This window comes from Nitratireductor sp. StC3 (genome assembly GCF_003015025.1).
GTDB classification, from domain to species: Bacteria; Pseudomonadota; Alphaproteobacteria; order Rhizobiales; family Rhizobiaceae; genus Mangrovimarina; species Mangrovimarina alexandrii.
Map to the genome: position 1 here is coordinate 291,000 of NZ_PYBP01000005.1, position 26,305 is coordinate 317,304.

At 66.4% G+C, this 26,305-nt stretch carries 21 protein-coding genes; 8 read left to right on the forward strand and 13 right to left on the reverse strand.

The genetic code is table 11. The features are described from left to right. Positions 1-61: 61 nt before the first annotated feature. The 3 genes from C7T96_RS13150 to C7T96_RS13160 all read right to left on the reverse strand — a co-directional run bounded on the left by C7T96_RS13150 (position 62) and on the right by C7T96_RS13160 (position 5,556). Positions 62-2,638 (reverse strand): FAD-dependent oxidoreductase, encoded by a 2,577-nt coding sequence (locus C7T96_RS13150; protein ID WP_106571681.1) that lies wholly within the window; start codon positions 2,636-2,638, stop codon positions 62-64. A 63-nt stretch (positions 2,639-2,701) separates the two neighbouring features. After that, positions 2,702-3,958, reverse strand: coding sequence for a Xaa-Pro peptidase family protein (locus C7T96_RS13155; protein WP_106571682.1), 1,257 nt, complete (start codon positions 3,956-3,958; stop codon positions 2,702-2,704). A 17-nt stretch (positions 3,959-3,975) separates the two neighbouring features. Continuing rightward, the gene (locus tag C7T96_RS13160; protein ID WP_106571842.1) at positions 3,976-5,556 is read right to left on the reverse strand and encodes a trimethylamine methyltransferase family protein; all 1,581 of its coding nucleotides are present in this window, start codon (positions 5,554-5,556) and stop codon (positions 3,976-3,978) included. 385 nt (positions 5,557-5,941) lie between these two features. Here C7T96_RS13160 and C7T96_RS13170 point away from each other — a divergent pair, with 385 nt between their 5' ends. Both C7T96_RS13170 and C7T96_RS13175 read left to right on the forward strand, forming a co-directional pair. Further along, a complete protein-coding gene (locus C7T96_RS13170; protein WP_106571683.1) occupies positions 5,942-7,321 on the forward strand; it encodes an aspartate aminotransferase family protein in 1,380 nt (459 codons plus the stop codon). An 80-nt stretch (positions 7,322-7,401) separates the two neighbouring features. Further along, the gene (locus C7T96_RS13175) at positions 7,402-7,830 is read left to right on the forward strand and encodes a carboxymuconolactone decarboxylase family protein (RefSeq protein ID WP_238719853.1); all 429 of its coding nucleotides are present in this window, start codon (positions 7,402-7,404) and stop codon (positions 7,828-7,830) included. A 374-nt stretch (positions 7,831-8,204) separates the two neighbouring features. Here the strand turns inward: C7T96_RS13175 and mmsB are convergent, their stop codons facing one another. The 5 genes from mmsB to C7T96_RS13200 form a co-directional block, all read right to left on the reverse strand. Then, positions 8,205-9,089: a 3-hydroxyisobutyrate dehydrogenase gene (mmsB, locus tag C7T96_RS13180; RefSeq protein ID WP_106571684.1), complete on the reverse strand. Its 885-nt coding sequence runs from the start codon at positions 9,087-9,089 to the stop codon at positions 8,205-8,207. 113 nt (positions 9,090-9,202) lie between these two features. Further along, positions 9,203-10,378, reverse strand: a complete 1,176-nt coding sequence (locus C7T96_RS13185; protein ID WP_106571685.1) for an isobutyryl-CoA dehydrogenase — start codon at positions 10,376-10,378, stop codon at positions 9,203-9,205. Positions 10,379-10,566: 188 nt separating this feature from the next. Further along, the gene (locus C7T96_RS13190; RefSeq protein WP_106571686.1) at positions 10,567-10,974 is read right to left on the reverse strand and encodes a cupin domain-containing protein; all 408 of its coding nucleotides are present in this window, start codon (positions 10,972-10,974) and stop codon (positions 10,567-10,569) included. A 4-nt stretch (positions 10,975-10,978) separates the two neighbouring features. After that, positions 10,979-11,407: a VOC family protein gene (locus C7T96_RS13195; protein ID WP_106571687.1), complete on the reverse strand. Its 429-nt coding sequence runs from the start codon at positions 11,405-11,407 to the stop codon at positions 10,979-10,981. A gap of 121 nt (positions 11,408-11,528) precedes the next feature. Continuing rightward, positions 11,529-11,960 (reverse strand): L,D-transpeptidase, encoded by a 432-nt coding sequence (locus C7T96_RS13200; protein ID WP_106571845.1) that lies wholly within the window; start codon positions 11,958-11,960, stop codon positions 11,529-11,531. Positions 11,961-12,219: 259 nt separating this feature from the next. On the opposite strand from C7T96_RS13200, the gene C7T96_RS13205 reads away from it, so the two are divergent. Then, positions 12,220-12,651, forward strand: a complete 432-nt coding sequence (locus tag C7T96_RS13205; protein WP_106571688.1) for a L,D-transpeptidase — start codon at positions 12,220-12,222, stop codon at positions 12,649-12,651. Here the strand turns inward: C7T96_RS13205 and C7T96_RS24490 are convergent. After that, positions 12,644-12,772 carry a hypothetical protein gene (locus C7T96_RS24490; RefSeq protein ID WP_275069002.1) on the reverse strand — a complete coding sequence of 43 codons (129 nt, stop codon included), beginning with the start codon at positions 12,770-12,772 and terminating at the stop codon, positions 12,644-12,646. The genes C7T96_RS13205 and C7T96_RS24490 overlap by 8 nt on opposite strands. A gap of 48 nt (positions 12,773-12,820) precedes the next feature. Here C7T96_RS24490 and C7T96_RS13210 point away from each other — a divergent pair, with 48 nt between their 5' ends. Genes C7T96_RS13210 through C7T96_RS13220 form a run of 3 tightly spaced genes read left to right on the forward strand, consistent with a single transcriptional unit; the run spans position 12,821 to position 17,355 of the window. After that, positions 12,821-15,661, forward strand: coding sequence for a molybdopterin oxidoreductase family protein (locus C7T96_RS13210; RefSeq protein ID WP_106571689.1), 2,841 nt, complete (start codon positions 12,821-12,823; stop codon positions 15,659-15,661). After that, a complete protein-coding gene (locus tag C7T96_RS13215) occupies positions 15,658-16,428 on the forward strand; it encodes a 4Fe-4S dicluster domain-containing protein (protein WP_106571690.1) in 771 nt (256 codons plus the stop codon). Before C7T96_RS13210 ends, C7T96_RS13215 begins: the two co-directional genes overlap by 4 nt. Next, positions 16,429-17,355 carry a DmsC/YnfH family molybdoenzyme membrane anchor subunit gene (locus C7T96_RS13220; RefSeq protein ID WP_106571691.1) on the forward strand — a complete coding sequence of 309 codons (927 nt, stop codon included), beginning with the start codon at positions 16,429-16,431 and terminating at the stop codon, positions 17,353-17,355. Positions 17,356-17,375: 20 nt separating this feature from the next. On the opposite strand, the gene C7T96_RS13225 is transcribed toward C7T96_RS13220, so the two are convergent. From C7T96_RS13225 to C7T96_RS13235, 3 genes are all read right to left on the reverse strand, one after another. Next, positions 17,376-18,644, reverse strand: a complete 1,269-nt coding sequence (locus tag C7T96_RS13225; RefSeq protein WP_106571846.1) for a M23 family metallopeptidase — start codon at positions 18,642-18,644, stop codon at positions 17,376-17,378. 131 nt (positions 18,645-18,775) lie between these two features. Then, positions 18,776-19,612, reverse strand: a complete 837-nt coding sequence (locus tag C7T96_RS13230) for a ferritin-like domain-containing protein (RefSeq protein ID WP_106571847.1) — start codon at positions 19,610-19,612, stop codon at positions 18,776-18,778. Positions 19,613-19,626: 14 nt separating this feature from the next. Further along, the gene (locus C7T96_RS13235) at positions 19,627-20,094 is read right to left on the reverse strand and encodes a peroxiredoxin (RefSeq protein ID WP_106571692.1); all 468 of its coding nucleotides are present in this window, start codon (positions 20,092-20,094) and stop codon (positions 19,627-19,629) included. A gap of 97 nt (positions 20,095-20,191) precedes the next feature. Between C7T96_RS13235 and C7T96_RS13240 the strand changes: the two genes are divergently transcribed. After that, a complete protein-coding gene (locus C7T96_RS13240; RefSeq protein ID WP_106571693.1) occupies positions 20,192-23,581 on the forward strand; it encodes a DUF3971 domain-containing protein in 3,390 nt (1,129 codons plus the stop codon). Positions 23,582-23,608: 27 nt separating this feature from the next. Here C7T96_RS13240 and tyrS read toward each other — a convergent pair whose 3' ends face one another. Next, positions 23,609-24,859 carry a tyrosine--tRNA ligase gene (tyrS, locus tag C7T96_RS13245; protein ID WP_106571694.1) on the reverse strand — a complete coding sequence of 417 codons (1,251 nt, stop codon included), beginning with the start codon at positions 24,857-24,859 and terminating at the stop codon, positions 23,609-23,611. A 127-nt stretch (positions 24,860-24,986) separates the two neighbouring features. Between tyrS and C7T96_RS13250 the strand changes: the two genes are divergently transcribed. Next, positions 24,987-26,114 (forward strand): anhydro-N-acetylmuramic acid kinase, encoded by a 1,128-nt coding sequence (locus C7T96_RS13250; protein WP_106571695.1) that lies wholly within the window; start codon positions 24,987-24,989, stop codon positions 26,112-26,114. Positions 26,115-26,305 lie beyond the last annotated feature (191 nt).

The window sequence follows — 26,305 nt, forward strand, 5'->3', positions numbered from 1 at the left end:
TGGTATCCGTCGAGTCGGGGCCGGTTTGAAGGCGCAACAGACACCAGATGCGTCCGCCTCGCTACCCCCTCATCTTGTCGCCGCCGGGATCGAACGGCGCCTCGACCGTGATGCGCGCCGGCCGCCGCTCGCCCAAAATCTCGATCTCGAACAGGTTTTCGCTCTCCTGGTCGGCGAGTGCTGCCGGTACGTAGGCCTGCGCCATCGACAGCCCGACATGATGGGCGTAGCCGCCCGACGTCACCCAGCCGACCACGCTCCAGTCGCCGTCGTGGAGGCCACGCACCGACGAGGCGCCGTGATCGGCCTTGGAGAGCCGGGTCTCCGTCCCGCTGGCGTCGAAACGCGGCGCCCCATAGCCGTGCGGCGGCTCGACCGTGCCGAAATCCTTTCCTTGAACGCGCGCCCAGACCGGCTCGTCGCCCATCACGTCGGCGTCGAGCGCATCGATGATCATCGAGACCCGCCGCAGCCCGGGGCCGTCCTTCGCCTCCTTCGCGGCCGCGTCGCGGCCGATGAAGTCGTTCTTTTCCAGCTTGACGAAGCGCTCCATCGCGCCCTCGAACGGTCCGTAGATCGGCCGGAGCTCGCGGAACCAGGTCGGAAAGTTCTTTTCAAGCCGCATCGACAGCAGCGCGCGCATGCCGAAATCGGCGATGCCGTGCTGTGCGCCGGCGTCCTTGATCGCCTGATAGACCAGGCGCTCATAAGCCGGCGGCATCCAGATCTCGTAGCCGAGGTCGCCGGTATAGGTGACGCGGTTGACCATGCAGGGTGCGCCGGCGACCGCCATCTCGCGGAAATCCATGAAGCGGAAGGCGGCGTTGGAGACATCCTCGTCGACCAGTTCCTGCAGCACGTCGCGGGCACGCGGCCCGGCGATCGATAGGCCGACCAGGGTCTGGTCGAAGCGGTGGATGCGCACCGACCCGTCCTTGGGCAGATGCTTTTCGAACCAGCGCATGTGATAGATGGCGGCGGCCGATGAGCCCCAGATCATGAAACGCTCGTCGCCGGCCTTGGCGATGGTGAAATCGCCGATCAGCTTGCCGAATTCGTTGAGCATCGGGGTCAGCACCAGGCGTCCCGGCTTCGGCATGCGATTGGTCATCAGCCGGTTGAGAAAGTCTTCCGCGCCGGGACCGGTGACCTGGTATTTGGCGAAATTGGCGATCTCGGTCACGCCGACGCGCTCGCGCACGGCACGCACCTCGCGACCGACATGCTCGAAATCGTTGGAGCGGTGGAAGGAGACGATATCTTTCGCTTCCGTGCCCTTAGGCGCGAACCAGAGCGGCGTTTCCAGTCCCCAGGAATCGCCCATGACGGCGTTGTTGTCGCGCACCATCACGTCGTAGAGCGGCGTCGTCTGGGCGGGCCGGGCGGCCGGCAGTTCCTCGTTGGGAAAGCGGATCGAAAAGCGCCTGGAATAGTTTTCGCGCACCTTGGCGTTGGTGTAGCGCAGGCTCGCCCACTCGCCGAAGCGGGCGACGTCCATGCCCCACACGTCGAAGCCCGGATCGCCGTTTACCATCCAGTTCGACAGCGCCAGACCGACGCCGCCGCCCTGCGAAAACCCGGCCATGACCGCGCACGCCACCCAGAAATTGGTTAGCCCCTGAACCGGGCCGACCAGTGGGTTGCCGTCGGGGGCGAAGGTGAAGGGGCCGTTGATGACCTGCTTGATGCCGGCCTTTTCGATGCCGGGGAAATGCTTGAAGCCGATTTCCAGCGACGGTGCGATGCGGTCGAGGTCGGGCTGCAGGAGCTCGTGGCCGAACTCCCACGGCGTGGTTTGCGGCGACCAGGGCTTGCAGGCCTTTTCGTAGGTGCCGAGCAGGATGCCGTTGCGTTCCTGGCGGGTATAGATCTCGCCCTTGAAGTCGAGCACGCCGACCATTTCGCGCCCGGTGGCTCGGTTGAACGCCTCCACCTCCGGCATGGGCTCGGTCAGCAGATACATGTGTTCCATGGCCAGCAGCGGCAGTTCGAGCCCGACCATGCGGCCGACCTCGCGCGCCCACAGCCCGCCGCAATTGACCACGTGCTCGGCCTTCACCGTGCCCTGTTCGGTGACCACGTTCCAGGTGCCGTCCGCTTCCTGGGTCAGCTCGGTGACGCGGTTCCTGAGCACGATCTCGGCGCCGAGTTTTTTGGCCGCCTTGGCGTAGGCGTGGGTGGTGCCGGAAGGATCGAGATGGCCCTCGACCGGATCCCACATCGCGCCGACGAAATTCGTCTCGTCCATCAGCGGAAACATCGCCTTGGCTTCCGACGGCGTGATCAGCTCGGTGTCCATGCCGAGATAACGGCCCTTGGCGTGGGCGAGCCGCAGGAAATCCATCCGTTCGGGACTGTCGGCCATCATCACGCCGCCGGTCAGATGCAGCGAGCAGGACTGGCCGGATAACTCTTCAAGCTCCTTGTAGAGCTGGACCGTATAGGCCTGGAGACGGGCTACGTTGGGGTCGCCGTTGAGCGTGTGGAAGCCGCCTGCGGCATGCCAGGACGAGCCGGAAGTCAGTTCGGAACGCTCGATCAGCATCACGTCGGTCCAGCCGGCCCGTGCCAGATGGTAGAGCACCGAGCAGCCGACGACCCCGCCGCCGATCACAACCGCTTTGACGTGTGATTTCATGCCTTTGTGTCCGCTTTCTTCAAACAATGAATCATGGTCTTCACATCGCGATTCAGGTGCTGGTCACGCCATCAGCGCATCCTCGAAGGGAAATTCCGACAACAGCTCCGTGCCGGTTTCGGTCACCAGGATCTGCTGTTCGAGCTTGACGCCCTCGTGTCCGCCGTCCTCGCCGATATAGCTTTCCACGCACAGCGTCATGCCGGGTTCGATCACGCCGTCATAACCGGCGTCGGCGAAGTCGGCGCGGTGGTAGAGATAGGGGTATTCGCCGGTCATGCCGCAGCCATGCGCCGACAGGTAGTAGCGATTGGCGTGGTAGCGTTCGGGAATGTCCCAGGCGCGTTCGGCGTAGTCGCGGAAGCTGAGTCCGGGCCGGATGATCGCCATGTTGTGCTCGACCTGCTCGCGGGCGGTCTTGTAGAGCGTGCGCTGCGCCGGGCTCGGTTTTGCGGGGCCGGAATGAAAGCTGCGCGAGAAATCGGAATAATAGCCGTGGCAGCCGACGACGTCTGTGTCGAGCGCGATCAACTCGTTCGCGCCGATGATCCGCGGCCCGCTCTCCTGAAACCAGGGATTGGTGCGCGCGCCCGACGACAGCAGCCGGGTCTCGCAATAGTCGCCGTCCTGGGCGATCACGGCCTGGTGCAGCACCGACCAGAGCTGGTTTTCGGAGATGCCGGGGCGGAGCGCGGCGCGCATGAGCGCAACCGCGGTTTCGGTGGCGCGCAGCGAGGCGCGCACGCATTTCATCTCCTCCGCCGACTTGATCGCGCGCGCCATCTCCACCGGCGCCTGCGCATCGACCAGCCTGACCCCGTGCGCGCCGAGCGCCAGGGCCGCGCCGGCGTTCATGCGCTCCAATCCGACCGTGGCGCGCGCGCCCACCAGCTCTTTCAGTGTCAGCGCCATCTCCTTGGCCCAGGCGCGTTCGCGCGCGGCGATGCGCGGCCCAGCGGCGACGAAGCTGGCGGTGAGCGCCGGCCGCACCTCGTCGACCGTCTCGAAACCGGCCGCCAGATGCATGCAGCCGGTGAACTCGTAGAGGATGGTGCGATCGCCGGTAACGAGCAGGTAGCGCGAGGGCGCGTTGCGGGCCGAAAAGACCTGCATGTTGCGCGTGCCGGTCGCATAGCGGATGTTGACCGGGTCAGACAGGATCAGGGCGGCGATGTCGCGTCGCGCCATTTCAGCGCGCAGGCGCGCCAGCCGGTAGCCGCGTACCGCGACCAGGTCGATCTCTTCGGTCTCAGGCGCGCGGTCGAGCGTGGCGATCTCGGCAAGGTCGCTGCGGCCCGCATGCCAGTCGAGCATGGTCATGGCGTCGCGGTTCCGCTTCAAAAATCCGTCGGGGCGCCGCCCTCGGCGATGCGGCGGTCGACGAAATCGTTGAGTTCCTCCTCGATCGCCGGGTCTATCGGCGGTTTTTCGTAGGCCGCCAGCCGTTCCTTCCACAGCGTGTTGGCGCGTTCGATGGCGGTCGGGCTGCCGGCGAGCTGCCAGTTCTCGTAATTGCGCCAGTCGGAGATGATCGGCGCGTAGAAGGCGGTCTTGTAGCGCGACTGGGTGTGGGGGGTGCCGAAAAAATGCCCGCCGGGACCGACCTGGCGCATGGCCTCGATGCCGAGCGCGTCCTGCGACAGGTCGAGCGGGCTCATGAATTCGGCCACCATCTGCAGAAGCTCGATGTCGAGCATGAGCTTTTCGTAGGAACATTGCAGCCCGCCCTCGAGCCAGCCGGCGCCGTGCATGAGAAGATTGCCGCCGCCCTGGATCGCGCCCCATAGCGAAAACACGCTTTCATAGGCGGCCTGGGCGTCGACTGTGTTGGCCGCGCAGACATTGGAGGTGCGGTAGGGAACCTTGTAGCGGCGGGCGAGCTGGCCGCCGACGAGCTGGGCCTTCATATATTCGGGCGTGCCGAAGGCGGGCGCGCCCGACTTCATGTCGACATTGGAGGTGAAGCCGCCATACCCGACCGGCGTTCCCCTTCTGACCATCTGCGCGAAAGCGAGGCCGGCCAGCGCCTCGGCGTTCTGTTCCACCAGCGCGCCGGCGACCGTGACCGGCGCCATCGCGCCGGCCAGCGTGAACGGGGTGACGATGACGGCCTGTCCGGCGCCGGCCATCTGGATGATGCCTTCCATCATCGGGATGTCGAGCTTGAGCGGCGAGTTGGTGTTGATGATGGTGAAGGTCGAAGGCTCGTTTGCAAGCTGTTCGCGGGAGATGCCGCGCGCGATGCGGGCGATCTCGATGCCGTCGAGATTGCGCTCCTTGCCGAGCGAATAGATGTGGAAGGCCTTGTCGGTCAAAAGCGCCAGGTCGCGGATGCATTCCAGGTGCCGTATCGAGGGATGGACGTCGATCGGCTCGACCGGATAGCCGCCCGTGCACTGGATGATGTTGTGCTGCTGACCGAGCTTGAGCAGGTTGCGGTAGTCGAGCTGGTTGCCGGGCCGGCGGCCGGAATCGGTGTCGCAGCAATTGGGCGCCGAGGCCATCAGCGAAAAAATGACATTGTTGCCGCCGAAGCGGACATTGTGTGCGGGGTTGCGGGCGTGCAGCGTGAATTCAGGCGGACAATGCGCCATCTGCTCCATGATCATATCGGCATCGAAACGCACCCGCACCGACCCGGGGGCGACGTCGGCGCCGGCCTTTTTCATCAGCGCGCGCGCCTCGTCGTGCAGCACGTCGATGCCGATCTCCTTGAGCACGCGCAGCGAGGCGAGATGAATGGATTCCAGTTCGTCGTCCGACATTAGCGCCGTCGGCTGGAACGGCAGGGCGTGCTGGCGGAAGGGGGGCTGGTCTATGCCGGCCGCCGCATGTCCCGCGCGCTTGCCCGCGCGTCCGCCGCGCCGTCCGCGCTCGCCGGTCGCTGCGGGAGGGGGCGGCGGGGTTTCAAGGCTCATGCGAGGCTCCGGCGTTGTTTCGAGGCGGGGGGCATTGTCGCCGATCCCGGTCGTGCCGATAGGGGAGGCGGCGACCATAAGGGCAAGCAATGCGACATGGTGGCCGGTTGCCGCCAAGACAAATGCGACATCGCCGCTCCGGCCGGGCCAAGGGGCGCCGCGGCGCGTGCTTGAAGGCGCGCGCGATCTCGGGCATCCTGGCGCGATCATGCAGGCTTCGCCTTTCAAATCGCACACTGCGGGTGCGGCGATCACACCGTCTCCCAGAACGCGCCATGCCGAGCTTCTGCGGCTGTGCGCGCGTATCGGCTATTCTCCGCCCGGCCATGCCTGAATTCGCCACCGGCCTTGGCGCCGGATCGATTCACGCAAGGACGACACCATCATGACCTATCAGAACTATTCGCTTGCGCAGCTTCGCCAGGCCGACGCCGCGCATCATCTGCATCCGTTCACCGATCACAAGGACCTGCGCGCCGCCGGCAGCCGCATCATCGCTCGCGCCGACGGGCCGTTCGTCTATGACATGGACGGCAACGAGATCCTGGACGGCATGGCCGGGCTCTGGTGTGTGAATGTCGGTTACGGCCGGGACGAACTCGCCGAGGTGGCTTATGAGCAGATGAAGGAGCTGCCTTACTACAACGCCTTCTTCCGCTGTTCCACGCCGACGCCGGTTCTGCTGGCCAAGAAGCTGGCCGAACTCGCTCCCGACGGCATCAACCAGGTGTTTTACGGCTCGTCTGGCTCGGAAGCCAACGACACCGCGCTGCGGCTGGTGCGCCATTACTGGGCGCTGGAAGGCAAGCCGGAGAAGAACCGGGTGATCTCGCGCGACTGGGCCTATCACGGCTCGACGATCGCCGGCGCGTCGCTGGGCGGGATGGCGGCCATGCACGACCAGTTGCACGGCGGGGTGCCCAACATCGTCCATGTCATGCCGCCTTATGCCTACGAACTGGCCGAGGCGGGCGAAAGCGACGAAGACTTCGGCCTGCGCGCGGCGCGCGCGCTCGAAGACGCGATCCTGGAGGCTGGGCCGGACACAGTCGCCGCCTTCATCGGCGAGCCGGTGATGGGGGCGGGCGGGGTCAAGATCCCGCCGGCGAGCTACTGGCCCGAGATCCAGCGTATCTGCCGCAAATACGATGTCTTGCTGATGCTCGACGAGGTGATCACCGGTTACGGCCGCACCGGCGCCTGGTTCGCGGCCCAGTCGATGGGCATCGAGCCCGACACGATCACCACCGCCAAGGCGCTCACCTCGGGCTACCAGCCGCTGTCGGCGCTCCTGGTCGGCGACCGCATCGCCACCACCCTGGTCGAGAAGGGCGGCGAGTTCTTTCACGGCTACACCTATTCGGGCCATCCGGTCGCCTGCGCGGTGGCGCTGAAGAACCTCGAGATCATCGAACGCGAGGGGCTGGTCGCGCGGGTGGCCGAGGATACCGGACCGTATCTGGGCGAGGCCTTGAGGCAAAAGCTCGGCGATCACGCGCTCGTCGGCGAAATCCGCAGTTTCGGCCTGCTGGCGGCGATCGAGATCGTCAAGGACAAAGAGACCAAGACGCGGTTCGATCCGGTCGGGCGCGCCGCCTCCCTGGTGCGCGACCACGCGATCGCCAACGGGCTGATGATGCGGGCCGTCAACGACACCATGATCCTGTCGCCGCCGCTGATCTGGACCAGGGAGACGATCGACATGGCCTGCGAGCGGATCGCAAGGGCGCTCGACCTGGCCGCGCGCGACCTGCACGGCAGATAGGAAGAGGTCCCCGTGCGCCCCGCCTTTTTCTCCCGGCACCCAAGGGGCGGGCGCGGGGCGCACGGAAAAACGAGCCTTGCATGGAAGGGAGCGTGTTCATGGCCAACCCGCCGATCGTGAAACCCATCGACTACGCGGACGCCTCGCCCGAGGTCCGCGCCGTCTATGACGACATCATGGCGACCCGTAAAACCGACTGGATCAACAATTTCTGGAAGGTGCTGGCGCACGATCCGGCTCAGTTGAAGCGCGTGTGGGAAAGCCTGAAGGCTGTGATGGCGCCCGGCGCGCTCGACCCGCTGACCAAGGAACTGATCTATGTCGCGGTGTCGGCGACCAATGGCTGCGAATATTGCAGCTACTCGCACACGGCCGCCGCCCGCGCCAAGGGCATGAGCGAGGCGATGCTGATGGAACTGCTGGCGGTGGTCGGCATGGCCAACGAGACCAACCGGCTCGCCAACGGGCTGCGCCCGCAGGTCGACGCGGCCTTCTTGCCGAAGGGCTGACAAGGGCCGGCCGGCAAAGCGTGGAGCGCGCATGCGAAAACCGCGTTCTTCCGGGCGGGAGGAACGCGGTTTTGCAAGATACGCAGGCGTTTCGCGACAACTGATACGCTTGCGAAACGTACGACTCCGGTACGCGAGACCTGATCCGGAGCGGCGGGCGGCCTTGCGCAACCGCCTCGTGAACCGTTCTAGCCCGACATCGTTACCGCGCGGTTAGCAAGCGCTTAAGCAAGTCTAAATTCGGCGTTTTTTCCGGTTAAGGCGCCTGGAAAATTTCCGCCGCCGGGTCGCGGCGGCCAGCGCGCAGGCGTGGGCGGGCGATCGCGCCGGTCGGCGCGCGTCGCCTTTGCCCCGATCGTAGCCCTTGGCGCTTCTCAGTCGGTATCGCCGCGCAAGAAATTGATGATGCCGGAAAAATCGTCGCCGCCATGGCCCCGGGCATTGAACAGGGCGTAAAGCTGGGCGGCTTCCGCGCCCATCGGCGTGACGGCGCCGGCGGATGCGGCGGCCTCCTGGGCAAGGCGTAGATCCTTCAGCATCAGCGCCGCGGCGAAGCCGGGCTTGTAGTCCTTGTTGGCCGGCGAGGCCGGCACCGGGCCGGGCACGGGGCAATAGGAGGTGATCGACCAGCATTGTCCCGACGAGGTCGAGGCGACGTCGAACAGGGCCTGGTGCGACAGGCCGAGCTTTTCGGCGAGCACGAAGGCCTCCGACACGCCGATCATCGAAATGCCGAGGATCATGTTGTTGCAAATCTTGGCCGCCTGGCCGGCGCCCGGCCCGCCGCAATGCACGACGCGACCGGCCATCGGTTCCAGGATCGGCTCGGCGCCGGCGAAGGCGGCGTCGGCACCGCCGGCCATGAAGGTCAGGGAGCCGGCGGCCGCGCCCGCCGTGCCGCCCGACACCGGCGCGTCGACCGACAGCATGCCGTGTTCCTCGGCGATCGCGTGCGCCTTGCGGGCGGACTCCACGTCGATGGTGGAGGAATCGATGAACAGCGTGCCGGCGCGCGCGCCGGGCACCACGTCCTGGTAGACCGCGATCACATGTTTGCCGGCCGGCAGCATGGTGACGACCACGTCGGCGTCCTTCACCGCGGCCGCCGCGTTGGCCATGATCGTGACGCCGTTTTCCTTGGCCACCACCAGATTGTCGGTCACGAGGTCGTAGCCGCGGACCCGATGACCGGCCTTGACGAGGTTGGCGGCCATCGGGTTGCCCATATTGCCGAGGCCGATGAAGGCGATGGTGGTCATGTCGGGGTCTCCTCCGGAAATGCGACGTGCGGATAGTCGGTCGATGATGAAACGCGCGCAAGGGTGCGCCCGGCAAGCAGGCTATGGGCCTGCCCGATGCGGCTGCCCGGCGGCTATCGGCCGACCAGGTGCCGGGCGATGATGACGCGCATGATCTCGTTGGTGCCTTCGAGGATCTGGTGAACCCGCAGGTCGCGCACCAGCTTCTCGACGCCGTATTCGTGCAGATAGCCGTAGCCGCCGTGGATCTGCAGCGCGTCGTTGGCGATCTCGAAGCCGGCATCGGTGACGAAACGCTTGGCCATGGCCGACCATTTCGAGGCGTCGTGGGTCTTGCGGTCGAGCCGCGAGGCGGCGGCGTAAAGCATGAGCCGGGCCGCGCTCAGCTCGGTCTCCATGTCGGCGAGCTTGAACTGCAGCGCCTGGAACTGGTCGAGCGTCTTGCCGAACGCCTTGCGCTCGCCGGCATAGGCAAGCGCCTTATCGTGCGCGGCCTGCGCGCCGCCCAGCGAGCAGGCGGCGATGTTGAGGCGGCCGCCGTCGAGCCCGGCCATGGCGATCTTGAAGCCGGCGCCTTCGCCGGAGAGCAGGTTTTCGGCAGGCACCTTGCAGTCCTCGAACACGACCTGGCGCGTCTCCTGCATATGCCAGCCCATCTTGCGCTCGTCATTGCCGAAGGAAAGGCCCGGCGTGTCCTTTTCGACCACGAAGGTCGACACGCCTTTCGGCCCGTCCTCGCCGGTGCGTGCCATCACCACGTAAAGATCGTTGCCGCCGGCGCCGGAGATGAACTGCTTGGTGCCGTTGAGCACATAGTCGCTGCCATTGCCCCCGGCGCGCGCGGCCCGGGTCTTGAGCGCGGCCGCGTCGGAGCCCGAGCCCGGCTCGGTCAGGCAATAGCTCGCCAGCAATTCCATCGAGCACAGGCGCGGCAGGAATTTTTGCCGCTGCGCGTCGTTGCCGAACATGTCGATCATCCACGCGGCCATGTTGTGGATGGAGATGAAGGAAGAAAAGCCGGGACAGGCGTACGCCAGCGCCTCGAAAATCAGCACCGCGTCGAGGCGGCCGAGCGCGGAGCCGCCGACATCGTCGCTGACATAGATGCCGCCGAAGCCGAGCGGGCCGGTCTCGCGGATCACGTCGGCGGGAAAATGCGCGTCGCGGTCCCAGTCGAGCGCGTGCGGGGTGACCTTGTCGGCGGCGAAGCTCTGCGCCATCTCCTGGATCGCGCGCTGGTCCTCGTTGAGTTCGAACTGGCCTGCGGCGGCCTCCACGATGGCGTCCATCTTGTCCTCCCGGAAACGGTGTTCACCCGTCCTGAGAGGCCAATCTAGACCAATGAGGAGCCCGCGCAACTCGACGGTCGACAATCCGATGTGCGAATTCGCGCATCCGGGGTGCGGATTCTGGCCAAGCCGGCAACAGCGCGGTCAACGCAGCGACCGGCGGCCGGATGTCGACCGGGCTATGGGCTTTAGGCGCGGGCGTACCAGGCGAGAATGGCCGGCATGTTGTGCTCGAAACCGCCCGGCAGGAACAGGTTGAACAGCCCCGCGCGTCGATCGCCGCGGTTTTCGAAATCATGCGTGATGCCGGCCGGGACAAGGACGAAAGCGCCCTTGTCGGCCTCGATCCAGTTGTCGCCGACCCGGATCGAGGCGGTTCCTTCGACGACGTAGAAAATTTCGTCATTGTCGGCATGGCTGTGCGGGCCGGGTCCCGCGCTTCGCGGGGCGAGCCACCATTCCGAAGCGCAGAAGCGGCCGCCGCTCTCCACGCCGTCGGCCTTGAAAACGGCGTGCATTGTCGGCATGTCGTAGCTGCGGCCCTCGCCAGGGCCAAGTACGATCGCGCCGGCCGGCAGGGCAGTGGTGTCCTCCATCGCCTCACTCCGCCGGTTCGTGCGCTTTCGGCCAGTAGGTGCCGAAAGACCAGATATTGCCTTCCGGATCGCGGCAGATGACTTCACGGCTGCCATAATCGCGCTCGACCGGCCCCTCGACGATCTCGGCGCCGGCCTTGGCCGCACGCGCCGACAAGGCGTCGACGTCGTCGACGGCGATATAGAGCGATCTGCCGCCGGCGCCGTCCGGCGCGCCGACCAGATCGCCATAAGCATTGTCGCGCATGTCGCCGCACATGATCATCGCCGAGCCGAAGGAAAGCTGGGCGTGGGCGACCGTGTCGCCGTCCATATATTTGGCGTGTAGGGTGAAGCCGAACGCCTCGCACAGCCAATCGATCATTCTGGCGGCGTTGCGAAAGCGCATGGCGGGAAAGATGCGCGGGGCCTCGATGGCGGTAGGGGTTTGCATGGCCGTCTCCTGGCGTTGCGATGGACGCATTGATCGCAAATGCCGGCCGGCCGGTCTTGAACAAATGTTACCGCCGGCTCCTTATGGAACCGGCGGCGCACTCAAACGAGTGGGACCGCGATCAGCGGCGCACCACCACGCGCATGTTCTTCAACCCCTCGCGCTGGGTCAGCCGGAACAGGATCGCGGCGTTGGAGGGATGCAGCCGGATGCAGCCCGCCGAGGCCGGACGGCCAAGGCGTTTCACCGCATTGGTGCCGTGAATGGCGTAGTTGCCGTTGTAAAAGATCGAATAGGGCATCGGCGCATTGTTGTAACGGCTCGAACGATGGTGCCGCGACAGCCATTTTGCGCGCCACGTGCCGACCGGCGTCACCTTGCCGCGCCGCGCGGTCGAGACCTTCCAGCGATATTTCACCACGCCGCGATGCACGACCGTCATCGTCTGGGACGACAGGTCCACCCGCGCCTCCAGCCGAACCGCATGTGCGTCCGCCGGTGTGGCAAGCACGAGGAAACCGAGAAAACCCAAGGAAAGAAGATAGCGCAACATGAACTTCACCCCGCCCATACTGGAACAATTTCAACAGCCTATAACGAGCTGGCGTTTCCTTCCCGTTATCGGCGCTTCAATTTTTTGTTAGACCTCGCCGCCGGCCTGTCCACAGCTTGTCCACAGGGTTGCCGTAACGTCAAGGTGCCGAGCCTATCCTGGGGTCTCAGGCCGGCGGCCTCTGTAGAACTGTTCACTTACCGTTCACGAAGGTCGCCTTACGCTGGGTGATAGGGCAAAGTGGCTTGGGGTTGAGCGCATGAAGAAGCTGGTAGTCACTGTGTTTTCGGCCGTGGCGGTCGTGCTGGCGGCGAGCGGAAGCGGCTGGGCCGCCAGTCTGGTGGCGACGGTCGACGTCTCGGCGCAGACGATGACAATCAAGAAGCATGGCCGTGTGATCCATCGCTGGAAGGTGTCGACGGCGCGCAGGGGCTATATCACGCCGCGCGGTCAGTATCGGCCGATCCGCATGCACAGAATGTGGTATTCGCGCAAATACGACATGTCGCCGATGCCCTATTCGATCTTCTTTCACGGCGGGTATGCCATTCACGGCACCAACGCCGTGAAACGTCTCGGCCGTCCGGCCTCGCATGGCTGCGTGCGCCTGCGCACCGACAATGCGGCCGAGCTTTATGCGCTGGTCAAGCAGGTCGGGCCCGGCAATACGCGTATCCACGTGGTCAACTGACGATCCATCCTCCCGGATCGCGTGCCGCATCGCCTTCGGGCGATGCGGCGCTTTTGCCTGGAATTGCGCCGGCGCGCGGCGGATCGTCGGATTTGTCGTGAAAAGTGGCGGTGTCGTCCATTCCCTTGCGGTTGAGTCTTGTATAAGACTTTCGCGAAAGGGAGTGCTCATGAGTCCGCAACCACGCCTTGCGCTGTCCAATCCCGTCGGCGACGAAACGCGCAAGACCACTTGCTATATGTGCGCCTGCCGATGCGGCATTGACGTCCATCTCAAGGATGGCAGGATCCGCTATATCGAAGGCAATCGCGCCCATCCGGTCAATCGCGGCGTGCTGTGCGCCAAGGGATCGGCCGGCATCATGCAGCATTACGCGCCGGCGCGGCTGGAGGGGCCGCTCTTGAGGAGCGGGCCGCGCGGCTCGGGCCGGTTCCGGCGCATCTCCTGGGAGGAGGCGCTCGGGCTCGCCACCGAGTGGATGGGGTCGGTGCGCCGCACGGATCCGAAAAAACTCGCCTTCTTCACCGGCCGCGACCAGAGCCAGGCCCTGACCAGTTTCTGGGCGCAGCAGTTCGGCACGCCCAACTATGCCGCCCATGGCGGGTTCTGCTCGGTCAACATGGCCGCGGCAGGCATCATGACCATCGGCGGCGCGTTCTGGGAATTCGGTGCGCCCGACTGGGACCGTACCAAGCTTTTCGTGCTGTTCGGGGTGGCGGAGGACCACGATTCCAACCCGCTCAAGCTCGGCATTTCCAAGCTGAAGAGCCGCGGCGCGCGGTTCGTGTCGGTCAACCCGGTGCGCACCGGCTATTCGGCCGTCGCCGACAACTGGATCGGCATCCGCCCCGGCACGGACGGGCTTCTGATCCTGGCGCTGGTCCACGAATTGTTGCGCACGCGCCGGATCGATGTCGACTATCTGGTGCGCTACACCAATGCGCCCTGGCTGGTGATCGATGCGCCGGGCACCGCCGAGCACGGGCTTTTCGCGCGCGATCGCGAGGGCCGGGCGCTGATCTGGGAGACCGTCACCGAGCAGGCCGTCCATCACGATCTCAAGGGTGCGCGCCCGGCGCTTTCGGGGCGCTATCAGCTTGGCGACGGCCGGTTCGCGCGGCCGTCCTTCGAGCTTCTGGCCGAAAAATATCTCGACGCGCGTTATGCACCCGAGGCGGTGGCGGCCGAGACCGGGATTGCGGCCGAGACGATATGCGGGCTTGCCGCCGAGATCGCGCGGGTCGCCTTCGAGGAGGAGATTTTCGTCGACCAGCCGTGGACGGACATGCATGGCGCGCGCCATGACGGTTTCGTCGGCCGGCCGGTTTCCTTTCATGCCATGCGCGGCATTTCTGCCCATTCGAACGGGTTTCAGACCGCGCGCGCGCTGCATCTCTTGCAGGTGCTGATCGGGGCGATCGACTGTCCGGGCGGGTTCCGATACGAGCCGCCATATCCCAAGCCGGTCGAGGCGCATCCGCGCCCGCACGGGCGGGCCGAGCATTTCGGCTCGGAACAGCCCCTTGCCGGGCCGCATCTCGGCTTTCCGCGCGGGCCCGAGGACCTTCTGATCGACGAAGACGGGCGCCCGGCGCGCATCGACAAGGCATTTTCCTGGGATGCGCCGATCTCGGCGCACGGTCTGATGCATATGGTGATCGCCAATGCCCATGCCGGCGATCCCTATCCGATCGACACGCTGTTTCTCTACATGGCCAACATGGCTTGGAACTCGTCGATGAACACCGCCGGCGTGATAAAAATGCTGGAGGACAAGGACGGCGAGACGGGCGAATACCGCATTCCGCGCATCATCGTCGCCGATGCCTATGCCTCCGAGATGACGGCCTATGCCGATCTGGTCCTGCCCGACACGACCTATCTGGAGCGGCACGACTGCATTTCGATGCTCGACCGGCCGATCTCGGAACCGGACGCGGTTCAGGACGCCATCCGCTGGCCGGTGGTCGAACCCGACCGGGACGTGCGCGGCTTCCAGTCGGTGCTGCTCGATCTGGGCGCGCGGCTGAAACTGCCGGGTTTCGTCGACGCGCGCGGCACGCCGCTTTACCGCGACTATGCCGACTATATCGTGCGCCACGAGCGCCGGCCGGGCATCGGCCCGCTGGCCGGGTTTCGCGGCACGGCGGGCGACCGGGTGGGGCGCGGCGCGATCAACCCGGCGCAGCTCGAGCGCTATATCGAAAACGGCTCGTTCTTCACTCATCCGATCCCGGCCGAAGCGCTTTATTTCAAGCACGCCAACCGCGCCTATCAGGATTTTGCCGTCAAAATGGGGTTTTTCGACCAGCCGCAGCCGGTAATCTTTCAACTTTACCAGGAAAACCTGCAAAAATTCCGGCTTTCGGCGCAGGGCGTGCGCGAACCGGTCGCGCCTGAAAGCCACCGTGCCCGCATCCTGGACAGTTTCGACCCGCTGCCGGACTGGTACCGGCCGCTGGAGGAGGCGGCGATCGACCGCGAGCGCTATCCGCTGCACGCCATCACCCAGCGCCCGGCGGCGATGTATCATTCCTGGGGCTCGATGAATGCCTGGCTGCGGCAGATCCATACCGCGAACCCGCTCTACGTGCCGGGCTCCGTGTGCGACGCGGCCGGACTGGCCGATGGCGACTGGGCCTGGGTGATCTCGCCGCACGGGCGCATCAAGGTAGAGGTGGCGCGCATGGAGGCCGTCAACGGCGCGACGGTGTGGACCTGGAACGCGATCGGCAAACGCAAGGGCGCCTGGGGGCTGGACGAGAACGCGCCCGAAGCGACCAAGGGGTTCTTGCTCAACCATCTGATCCACGAATTGCTGCCGCCGAAAGGCGACGGGCTGCGATGGTCGAATTCCGATCCGGTCACCGGCCAGGCCGCCTGGTACGATTTGCGCGTCAGGATCGAGAAGGCGGAGCCGGGCGCGCATTCCGAGCCGCAGTTCCGTCCCGTCGAACGGCTGGGCGAGGCACCGGACGAATTGCGATACGGTCAGGAGTGGAGCTCATGACGGCGCTGCCTTCACAGCCTTCCGCCACCAAACTCGGTCTGGTGATCGACCTCGACATCTGCGTCGGCTGTCATGCCTGCGTGGTCAATTGCAAGGAGTGGAACACCGGCGGCCACGGCGCGGCTCTGTCTGACCAGGACCCTTACGGCGAACATGTCTCGGGCGCCTGGCTCAACCGCATCCACACCTTCGAGATCGTGCCGGACGGCGGCGAGCTGGTCGGCGAGGCGGGCGAGGCGCGCATCGTGCATTTCCCGAAATCCTGCCTGCATTGCGAGGAGGCGCCATGCGTGACGGTCTGTCCGACGGGCGCGTCCTACAAGCGGGGCGAGGACGGTATCGTGCTGGTCGAGGAGGACAAGTGCATCGGCTGCGGGCTGTGCGCCTGGGCCTGCCCCTATGGGGCGCGCGAAATGGACCTGGCCGCCGGGGTGATGAAGAAATGCACGCTGTGCATCGACCGCATCTACAATCAGAGCTTTGAGGAGGAGGACCGCGTGCCGGCCTGCGTGCGCACATGCCCGGCCAATGCGCGCCATTTCGGCGATCTCGGCGATCCCGGTTCGCAGGTCTCCAAAATGGTCGCCGCGCGCGGCGGCATCGATCTGATGCCGGAGCAGGGCACCGCGCCGGTCAACAAATATCTGCCGCCGCGACCGCGCACCACGCTCGCCGCCCATGCGCCGGCCGGACCGGCTGCCGGCGAGGACACCGGCGGGGCGACCGGCTTTCTTGCCTGGATCGACACCATGCTGGAGAAGATCTGAATGCATCCCGCCCTGTCGATCATCGTCTTCACCACCAGTTCGGGGCTGGGCTACGGGCTCGCCTTTTTTCTCGGCTTCGGCGTGCTCGATCCCGCCGCGCCGGCGACCAAGGCCGCCTATGTCGTGGCCCTCGGCCTGATCTCGGCGGGGCTATTGGCCTCGACGCTGCATCTGGGCAACCCGCAGCGGGCGTGGCGCGCCCTGTCGCAATGGCGCTCGAGCTGGCTTTCGCGCGAGGGCGTGCTGGCGATCGCGACCTTCGTGCCGTTATGCCTGTCGGCCTGGGCCACGCTCTTCGAGAGCCGCCATTCCTGGCCCGCCGGTCTGGCCGGTTCGCTCGGCTGCGCGGCGACGGTCTATTGCACGGCGATGATCTATGCCTCCTTGCGGACCGTCGAAGCCTGGCACTCGCCGCTCACGCCGGCCGCCTTCCTGGCCTTTGCCGCTGCCGGCGGCGCGGTGCTGGCGACGTTTTTCGCCGCGCTCGGCGCTGGCGATACCGGGCCGCTCGCCGCACTCGCGCTGGGTCTGCTCGTCGTCGCCTGGGCTACGAAACTCGTCTGGCGCCGGCGCCTGGGCGCGCTGACATCGGCCTCGACGCCGGAGACCGCGACCGGGCTCGGCGCGCTCGGTCGGGTGCGTCTGCTCGAGCGGCCGCACGGCACGGAAAACTATCTGACCCGCGAGATGGGGTTTCGCATCGCCCGCAAACATGCCCGCAAACTGGTCGCCATCGCCTTCGGTCTCGGCGGCGGGGTGCCGATCGTGCTGCTCGCGGCCTCGGCCCTTTTCGCGGCCGAGGGCGGCCTCGGCTGGCCGGTTTTCACCTTTTTGGCGCTTTTGGCCTATGCCGGCGGGCTGCTGGTGGAGCGCTGGCTGTTTTTCGCCGAGGCGCGGCACAGCGTGATGAACTATTACGGCGGCTGAGCGGGCCGGGGCGCGATCTTCTAAAAAAACTGGCGGATCTTCTTGCCGGCCTTGATCATGCGCAGCGGATTGATAGCGCTGCCCTTGCGCCTGACCTCGTAGTGCAGGTGGGGGCCGGTCGAGCGGCCGGAACTGCCGACCTTGCCGACGACGGCGCCGCTTTCGATCTTTTCGCCCTTGCGCACAAGCAGCTTGCTCATATGCGCGTAGCGTGTGGTCAGGCCGTCGCCGTGATCGATCTCCACCATGCGCCCATAGCCGCCGTTCCAGCCCGCCTTCACGACCACGCCGGCGCCGGCGGCGCGCACCGGATGGCCGGTGCGGGCGCGGAAATCCATGCCGCTGTGATGGGCCGGCCTGCCCAGGAGCGGATCCTTGCGCACGCCGAAGCCGCTGGTGACGGGCTGGCCCGGAACCGGGTTGGCGATCGGGAACCGCTTGGCCGCGGCCTTGATGGCGTCGAGCGTGTTGAGCGCCTCGTCGAGCTCGATCACTTCGGCCTCGAACGCGGCCGGGGCCTCGAGCGCGACCAACGGACCGCCGACATCCTTTTCGCCGTAGCTGGCGTCGAGCGAAAGCCCTGCGGATTTGAGCGCCGCGGAAATCGATTCGGCCGTCTGGTAGGCGTTTTCGGTCAGGTCGCGCAGGCGGGTGATCTGCTGGGTTTCGATCCGGCGCAGCGACTGGTTGATCTGAACGAAAATCCGGTCCGCTTCGTCGGCCACCGAGCCGGTCGTCACCGGATCGGGTGCGGCAGCGGCGAAGCCGTCGAGCACGGCGGCGGCCGCGGTTTTGGGAGGCGTTGCGGCATAGCCCGTCATCGTCGACAGATCGGCGCGCAGATCGGGTTTTTGCGACGGCAACGGCGCGTTCTTGGGAAGGCGCCCGCCGTTGGCCCGTTCGAGCAGGGGACGCAGCCTTCCGTCGCGGGCTGTAAGCTCGGCCTGGCGCCCGAGAAGCTCGGCAACCTTGTTTTCCATCAATTGCTGATCGAGCAATTGCCGGCTCGTGATCCGGTCGACCTGCGCGCGCAGGGCCGAAATCCGATCTTCATAAGCCTGTTGCAGGCGGGCCTGACGCGCGACCGTGGCGCCGATCAGGTCGTCGCGCAGGACCAGGTAAGAGGTGGCGAGCAGATAGCCGATGGCGAAGGCGGCGACGACCGAGCCGGCGAGCGCGGCCACCCACGGCCGGACGGTAAAATGGCGTATCTGGTCGCCACGGGCGATGATGACGGTATGCGGTTCGGTGCGTTTGCCGAAAACCGGGGGCGTGCGTGCTTCTGCCACTGATACAAAATCCAGACTGCGCTCAAACTCCGCGAACAAGTACACATTATTAGGGTTAACAAACGTTTGCCCGGCCGCCCGCAGGCGGTCGAAATCCGACGATCGGCCTCCGCGCCGCGCCCGAAGTCCGTTCAGGCGTTCGAGGTCGCCGTCAGCGAGCGGTAAAACAGCGGCGTGAGGCCGGCTTCGGCGCGGGCACGGTCGTTGAAGGGGGGCTTGAGGTCGCCGCGAAAATTGGCCCGCACGAGTTCGCGGAAACGCCGGGCGGGGTCGGTGCGCTCGCGCGCGCAGTAGAACCGGAACCATTTGGCGCCGATCGCGACGTGTTTCTTCTCGTCGGTATAGATGATGTCGAGGATGGCGGCCGTCTCGTCGTCGCCGGTCTCCGTCATCTTGTCGATCAGCGACGGGGTGACGTCGAGCCCGCGCGCCTCCAGAATCAGCGGCACCACCGCCAGCCTCGCATAGAGATCGTTGCGGGTCTGGTGGGCGGCTTCCCAAAGACCCCCATGCGCCGGCAGGTCGCCATAGTCTGCGCCCAGGGCGCGCAGCCGCGCGCGCAACAGCGAGAAATGCTTGGCTTCCTCGAAGGCGACCTGCATCCAGCCGTCGAAAAAGCTCGCCGGCGGGCGCTCGGGCGCGAAACGGGCGACGATGTCGAGCGCCAGATCGATGGCGTTGAGCTCGATATGGGCGAGCGCGTGGAGCAGGGCGATGCGCCCGCGCAGGCTGTGCAGCGAACGCCTGGCGACCTTGCGGGGATCGACCAGCGCGGGTCTGTCCGGCCGACCCGGGCGATCGGGAACCGGCGGGTCGCCCGGACGCATGAGGGAGATGGTGCGATCCTTCCAGCGCGCGTACACGGCACGCACGATCGCCACCTTGCGGTCGAGATCGGCCGCGGCCACGGCCTCCACGCAGCCGGCGCGCAGACTGTCGGGCCGGTGTTCGGCCGAAGCCGTCGCCATCGCGGCCGGCGCGCTCACAGCGCTTGCGTGGCCTCGAGCACCTCGGCGGCGTGATTGGCGACCTTGACCTTGTTCCAGACCCGCGCGACGCGCCCGTCCTTGTCGATCAGGATCGTCGTGCGTTCCACGCCCATGAACTTGCGCCCATACATGCTCTTTTCGACCCACACGCCATAATCCTGGATCGCGCTCTTGTCCTCGTCGGCGACGAGAACGACCGAAAGTCCGTGCTTTGCCTTGAATTTGTCATGACTTTTTGCGCTATCCGGCGATATCCCGATGACGGTGGCGCCGGCTTTCTCGAATTCGGGCAGAAGCGCGGAAAAGTCCTTTCCTTCCGTTGTGCAGCCGCTCGTGTCGTCCTTCGGGTAGAAATAGACAATGACAGGCTTTCCACGCAGGTCCGAAAGCTTGAGCGAGCCGCCGCCGTCGCGCGGCAAATCGAAGTCGGGTGCCTGCTGACCGATTTCTGGCTGAGCCATGGGCTTGTCCTTTCTTTCTCGGTGACCGGGTTCGCGAAGGCCATATAATGCAATTCATGGATTCGTCCATGCCAACAGGGCGAGCACGGTCGTCGAGGTGAGCAAGGGCACCGAAAAACACCATTGGGTCCGGTTTCGGCGCGAGGATATCCGCGCGCTCGATTCGCTGCCGTCGGCGGCTTCGCACGAAGCGGCGCCGCGCCGGGCACGCCATGTCGTGCCGCGCTGGGTCGTGGCGGGACTGGCCGCGATCTGCCTGCTCGTGGCGGCGGCGCTGGGCGGGTTTTATCTCGCCGGCACAATGGGGCTGGGCTCGGAGCGGTTGCGCAACGAGGCGCAAGCCGCGCTGTCGTCGGCGTTGGGCGTTCCGGTCGCGCTGACATCGGGGCCGGCGCGGTTTTCGCTGAGCGGCGGCCGCTTCATCGCGCTGGAGGTTCCCGAGGTTCGCGTGTCGGCTGCGGCGCAGCAGGCCAGTTTCGCCGATATCGGCGCTTTGCGTCTGGGGCTCGATCTGGGCGCATTGGTCAACGGGCGTCTGGCCATAGACCGGATCGAACTCGATCGTGCCAGGATCGCGCCGGGTGCCATGCCCGGCGGCGGCGAGGGCGATCTCGTCGGCCAGGTGAGGAATGCGCACGGGCTGATCGATCCCGACCGGGTGCTGGCGCTGGTCTTTTCCGCGGTCGAGCAGGCGCTGGATGTGCTGGGAGCGCGTTCGACGCGCCTGATATCGCTGCGCGATGTGGAGATCGCGCTGGATGACGGCCACGCCGTCGTCGTTCGCAGCGCCGAACTGACCGGGGAGAAGCCGGAAACGGTCGAGATCGAGGGCGAACTGGTCGTGGCGGGCCGGCCGCTCGCGGTTTCGGCGGCGGCCTCGCGGACCGCCGGAGACCGGCCCGGGCTCGATTTCCGGCTGCGGGCCGAGATCGCACCGTTGCCGCGTGCGGAACACACCACGCAGGAGCCGCCGCTGGTGGCGGGAAGCGGCGTCGTGACGTTCAAGGGCACGCGCTCGGCGCTCGGCGGCCCCGATCGTCTGGAGATCGGTCTGCAGAGCGACGATCTGGTGGTCTCGGTTCCCGACAGCGCCCCGGTTGCCGGCACGGTCGACCTCGCGGCGGCCCTGGTCGCGGGAACGGGCAAGGTCGAGTTCGGCCGGATCGACGTGCGTACCGGACGGTCGCGGTTTTTGTTCAACGGCGCGGCCGGGCCGGTGCCGGATCCGAAACCCGGCAGCGAGCCGGCTTATCGTTACGAATTCGTCAGCGACCAGTCGCGCGCGGCCGTGGCCGACGTCTCGGAGCCGAGCCTGACATTCCTTGCCCGGCTCGCCGGGCGCTACCGTCCCAAGATCGGCCTGCTGACGGCGTCCGAGATCGGGGTGCGTACCGGGCGTGGAGAGCTGTTCGCGCGCGCCTCGATGCGGCTTTTCGCCGACAAGGCGCCGTCGATCGTGTTTGCCATGGACGTGCCGTCGATGCCGGTCGCCCATGCCAAGCAATTGTGGCCGACCGAAACGGCGCCGGGCGCGCGGGCCTGGGTGATCGCCAACGTGTTCGGTGGGATGATCGTCGACAGCCACGTGCGGCTGAAGGTCGAGGCGGACCGGCTGGGCAACGGCGTCGCGCTGTCGGGCGAGGAGGTGAACGGACGTTTCCGCATCGAGGATACGCGCTTCGACATCACCGGCGAACTGCCGCCGGTGCGCGATGCGTTCGGCACGGTCGAGTTTCGCGGCAATGCGGTCGATATCGTGCTCGATTCGGGCACCGTGTTCATGCCGACCGGACGTACCGTTGCGGCCAGCAACGGGACGTTTGCGATCGAAGACGCCGGCGTTCACCCTTTGATCGGCACGATGCAGATCGACGTTGCCGGCAATGCCCCGTCGATCGTTGAGTTCGCCTCCTACAAGCCGATCGACGCCATGCGCCATTTGCGCTTCGAGCCGACGGATTTTTCCGGTGATGTCAGCGGACAGGTCTGGGCGGAAATCCCGCTGCAGGAGGACGTCCCGATCGAAAGTCTCGATTGGAAAGTGTCGCTCGACTATCAGGACCTGGCCCTGGCCGAGCCGCTTGACGGTCAGGTGGTGACCGACGCGCAGGGGTCGATCGTGGTCGATCCGCAAAAGGCCGTCATCGATGCCCAGGCGCGCCTCAACGGGCTGGCCGCGACAATCAGCATGACCGAGCCGCTCGACAGCACCGCGCCGGGGCGCGCCCGCGACATCACGCTCGTCCTCGACGATGCCGGCCGCGACAAGATCGCGCCGGAACTCAACGAGATGCTTTCGGGTCCGGTCAGCCTCGACGTGTCGGTGGAAGAGGGCGGGGCGCAGCGGATCGTTGCCGACCTGACCAAGGCGCGGCTGCGCTTTCCCTGGGTGGGCTGGAGCAAGGGGGCCGGCGTGCCGGCCGAGGCGAGTTTCGTGCTCGAGGCTGACGGCGCCTCGACGCGGCTGTCGGATTTCCATCTTACCGGCAAGAGTTTTGCCGTAGACGGGGAGGTTGTGCTCGAAAACGGCAGCCTGGCGCGGGCCGAGTTCGGCAAGGTCGCGCTCAATCGCGGCGACCAGGTCGCGCTGACCATCGCGCGCAGGGCCGGCCGCTACGACATCGCCATCAACGGCAAGGCCTTCGACGCGCGCTCCGTCATCAAGCTCTACCTGTCCGACACCGAGCAGGCCGAGGAGAGCGTGGAATCGATTCCCGTCTCGCTGAAGGCATCGGTGGAGCGGGTGACGGGGTTTGGCGAGGAGGTGCTGTCGGCGGTGTCGATCAGCCTGGCCGGCACCGGCACCGATGTCGGCATGTTAAGGATGGAGGCGCGTTCGTCGAAAGGCGGCAAGATCGCGATCGTCAACGGCACCGATGCCGGTGGCCGCACCGTCACCATGGAATCGGGCGATGCCGGCGCGGTGCTGCGGTTCCTGAATATCTACGAGTACATGCAGGGCGGGACGATCGACCTGGCGCTGGCCGCGCAGGGCAAGGGGCCGCTCAAGGGCCAGGTCGACGCGCGCGAGTTCTGGATCGTCAACGAACCCAAGCTGCGCTCGCTGGTGGCGACCGCGCCGCCGGAGGGCGACGGCCGCAGCCTCAACGAGGCCGTGCGCCGCGACATCGACGTGTCGAAGGCGCGTTTCGACCGCGGCTACGCGACGGTGGAAAAGGGCGACGGCTATCTGTCGATCGCCCGCGGCATCCTGCGCGGGCCGGTGATCGGCGCCACCTTCCGCGGCGCGCTCTACGACAGCAAGGGCAATATCGGCATCGCCGGCACCTTCATGCCCGCCTACGGCTTCAACCGGCTGTTCGCCGAGATCCCGCTTCTGGGCCAGATCCTCGGCAATGGCCGCGACCGCGGCCTGATCGGCATCACCTTCAAACTGTCGGGCAACGCCAAGTCGCCCCAGCTTCAGGTCAATCCGATCTCGGTGATCGCGCCCGGGATTTTCCGCTCGATCTTCGAATTCCGGTAAGACGGCCCGCCGCGCGGGCGCGTCCGCTTAAAGCGGACGCACGAGCACGTGTTTCTTGCGGCCGAGCGACAATTTGACGACGCCGTCGCGCAGATCGGCCTCGCCGACGACGCGGCGCTCGTCTGAGACGGGCTCGTCGTTGACCTTGACCGCGCCGCCCTTGACGTGACGCCTTGCCTCGCCGTTCGAGCCCGCCAGCCCCGCCTTGACCAGCAGGCTGAGAAGCCCGCTGCCGTCGCCGAGCGCGGCGGCGTCGATCTCGATCGTCGGCAGGGTTGCGGCCAGCGCGCCTTCCTCGAAGGTCTTGCGCGCGGTCTCTGCCGCCGTCTCGGCGGCGTCGCGACCATGCAGCATCGCGGTGACCTCGGTCGCCAGGATCTTCTTGGCCTCGTTGATCTCCGCGCCGCCAAGCGCTTGCAGCCGCGCGATCTCGTCGAGCGGCAGCGTCGTGTAGAGTTTTAGGAAACGGCCGACATCGGCGTCCTCGGTGTTGCGCCAGTACTGCCAGAACTCGTAGGCGCCCAGCATGTCGGGATTGAGCCACACCGCGCCGTCGGCGCTCTTGCCCATCTTGGCGCCGGACGCGGTGGTCAAAAGCGGCGAGGTCAGCGCGTAGAGCTGCGGCGTGCCCATGCGGTGGCCGAGATCGATGCCGTTGATGATGTTGCCCCACTGGTCGGAGCCGCCCATCTGCAGGCGGCAGCCGAAGCGCCGGTTCAGTTCCACGTAGTCATAGGCCTGGAGGATCATGTAGTTGAATTCCAGGAACGACAGTGACTGCTCGCGGTCGAGGCGGGTCTTGACCGAATCGAACGCCAGCATGCGGTTGACGGAGAAATGCCGGCCGACATCGCGCAGGAATTCGACATAGTTGATGTCGAGCAGCCAGTCGGCATTGTCGACCATCATGGCGTCGCGCGGGCCCTCGCCGAAGGTCAGGTAGTTGGCGAACACCTTCTTGATGCCGGCGATGTTGTCGGCGATCGTCTCCGGCGTCATCAGCTTGCGCGCCTCGTCCTTGAACGAGGGGTCGCCGATCATGCCGGTGCCGCCGCCCATCAGGGCGATCGGACGGTGGCCGGTCTTCTGCATCCAGTGCAGCATCATGATCTGGATCAGGCCGCCGGCATGCAGGCTGGGCGCCGTCGGATCGAAGCCGATATAGGCCGTCACGGTTTCTGTCGCGAACAGGTCGTCGAGGCCGGTTTCATCGGAAATCTGGTGGATGAAACCGCGCTCGGACAGCGTGCGCAGGAAATCGGATCGGAAGGCGGACATTTTTCTGACTTTCGGTGACGTGGAAAATGCCCGGCGCGCGGCCGTGGCAATCGAGACGATGCGGCTTTAGCATCGCTTGCGGCAGAATCACAAGAAAGTTGGGATCGCACGGGAAAGGCGGCGCGCCATGAAGAAGATTTGCGTGCTCGGCCTGATGAGCGGCACGTCGATGGACGGGATCGACCTGGCGCTGGTCGAGACCGACGGGGCCGCGACGGTGCGCCGGGGCGCCGCGCATTTCGTTGCCTATGAGGCCGGGTTCCGGCGCCGGCTCGAGGCGACGCTGGAAACGGCGCGCTCGATCGAGGCTCGGGACGAGCGGCCGGGCGATCTCGCCGCGCTCGAGCGCGAGATCACGATGCGCCATGCCGTCGCCGTCAGGGCGTTCGTCGACGCCCTGACGAAATCGGGGCCGACACCGACGCTGATCGGCTTTCACGGCCAGACGGTGCTGCACCGGCCCGAACGGGCGCTGACGGTGCAACTGGGCGACGGCGCCCTGCTGGCGCGGGAGACGGGCCTTCCGGTGGTGTTCGACATGCGCGCCAACGACATGGCGCAGGGCGGCCAGGGCGCGCCGCTGGTGCCGGCCTATCATGCCGCGCTCGCCCGGGCGCTTCCGGCCGAGTTCGCCGGCCGGCTGCCGGTGGCGTTCGTCAATATTGGCGGCATCGCCAATATCAGCGTCGTGCCGGAACGCGGCGACCCCATCGCCTTCGACACCGGCCCGGGCAACGCCCTGATCGACCAGTGGGTGGCGGGCGAGGGCGGGGTGCCGTTCGACGCCGACGGCATGATCGCCTCGGAGGGCCGGGTGCGGGCGTCGGTGGTGACGGCCTATCTCGCCAATCCGTGGTTCGCGCGCACGGGCGCGAAGTCGCTCGACCGGGCCGATTTCACGCTCGAACCGGTGCACGGGCTGGAACTCGCCGACGGCGCGCGCACGCTGGCGGCGGTGTCGGCGGCGGCGATCATGAAGGCGGTCGATGTCCTGCCCGAGGCGCCGCGTTTGTGGATCTTGTGCGGCGGCGGCCGCAAAAACCCGCATATCGTGGCCGATCTGCGCGAGGAGGCGCAACGGCGCGGCGCGGGGCGCGTGATCCTGGCCGAGGATGCGGGGCTCGACGGCGACGCGATGGAGGCGGAGGCCTGGGCCTATCTCGCCGCGCGCTCGCGCGCCGGTCTGCCGCTCACCTGGCCGACGACCACGGGTTGCCGCGAACCGGCGACCGGCGGAGTTTTTGCTCGCCCCTGAACGGCTCTATAGCGTTCCAGGCGAAGTGGAAGCCGGTTCGCCGTTCGGAAACGCGTCAAAACAATAAGGTGGAGCCGGTCTGCGAATCCGTGAAAAGCAGAACGGCTTTAGCGCGCGCGTCAGCCCGCGCGGGTATAGGCATGGATCGACCCGTGCAGGACGTCAGGCCGGTTTTCGCGAAAATGCGCCGG

Bases quoted from the DNA above. Each gene is read 5' to 3' on its own strand.
- C7T96_RS13150 (WP_106571681.1), bottom strand. From the start codon at position 2,638: ATGAAATCACACGTCAAAGCGGTTGTGATCGGCGGCGGGGTCGTCGGC.
- C7T96_RS13155 (WP_106571682.1), bottom strand. From the start codon at position 3,958: ATGACCATGCTCGACTGGCATGCGGGCCGCAGCGACCTTGCCGAGATC.
- C7T96_RS13160 (WP_106571842.1), bottom strand. From the start codon at position 5,556: ATGAGCCTTGAAACCCCGCCGCCCCCTCCCGCAGCGACCGGCGAGCGC.
- C7T96_RS13170 (WP_106571683.1), top strand. From the start codon at position 5,942: ATGACCTATCAGAACTATTCGCTTGCGCAGCTTCGCCAGGCCGACGCC.
- C7T96_RS13175 (WP_238719853.1), top strand. From the start codon at position 7,402: ATGGAAGGGAGCGTGTTCATGGCCAACCCGCCGATCGTGAAACCCATC.
- mmsB (WP_106571684.1), bottom strand. From the start codon at position 9,089: ATGACCACCATCGCCTTCATCGGCCTCGGCAATATGGGCAACCCGATG.
- C7T96_RS13185 (WP_106571685.1), bottom strand. From the start codon at position 10,378: ATGGACGCCATCGTGGAGGCCGCCGCAGGCCAGTTCGAACTCAACGAG.
- C7T96_RS13190 (WP_106571686.1), bottom strand. From the start codon at position 10,974: ATGGAGGACACCACTGCCCTGCCGGCCGGCGCGATCGTACTTGGCCCT.
- C7T96_RS13195 (WP_106571687.1), bottom strand. From the start codon at position 11,407: ATGCAAACCCCTACCGCCATCGAGGCCCCGCGCATCTTTCCCGCCATG.
- C7T96_RS13200 (WP_106571845.1), bottom strand. From the start codon at position 11,960: ATGTTGCGCTATCTTCTTTCCTTGGGTTTTCTCGGTTTCCTCGTGCTT.
- C7T96_RS13205 (WP_106571688.1), top strand. From the start codon at position 12,220: ATGAAGAAGCTGGTAGTCACTGTGTTTTCGGCCGTGGCGGTCGTGCTG.
- C7T96_RS24490 (WP_275069002.1), bottom strand. From the start codon at position 12,772: ATGGACGACACCGCCACTTTTCACGACAAATCCGACGATCCGCCGCGC.
- C7T96_RS13210 (WP_106571689.1), top strand. From the start codon at position 12,821: ATGAGTCCGCAACCACGCCTTGCGCTGTCCAATCCCGTCGGCGACGAA.
- C7T96_RS13215 (WP_106571690.1), top strand. From the start codon at position 15,658: ATGACGGCGCTGCCTTCACAGCCTTCCGCCACCAAACTCGGTCTGGTG.
- C7T96_RS13220 (WP_106571691.1), top strand. From the start codon at position 16,429: ATGCATCCCGCCCTGTCGATCATCGTCTTCACCACCAGTTCGGGGCTG.
- C7T96_RS13230 (WP_106571847.1), bottom strand. From the start codon at position 19,612: ATGGCGACGGCTTCGGCCGAACACCGGCCCGACAGTCTGCGCGCCGGC.
- C7T96_RS13235 (WP_106571692.1), bottom strand. From the start codon at position 20,094: ATGGCTCAGCCAGAAATCGGTCAGCAGGCACCCGACTTCGATTTGCCG.
- tyrS (WP_106571694.1), bottom strand. From the start codon at position 24,859: ATGTCCGCCTTCCGATCCGATTTCCTGCGCACGCTGTCCGAGCGCGGT.
- C7T96_RS13250 (WP_106571695.1), top strand. From the start codon at position 24,987: ATGAAGAAGATTTGCGTGCTCGGCCTGATGAGCGGCACGTCGATGGAC.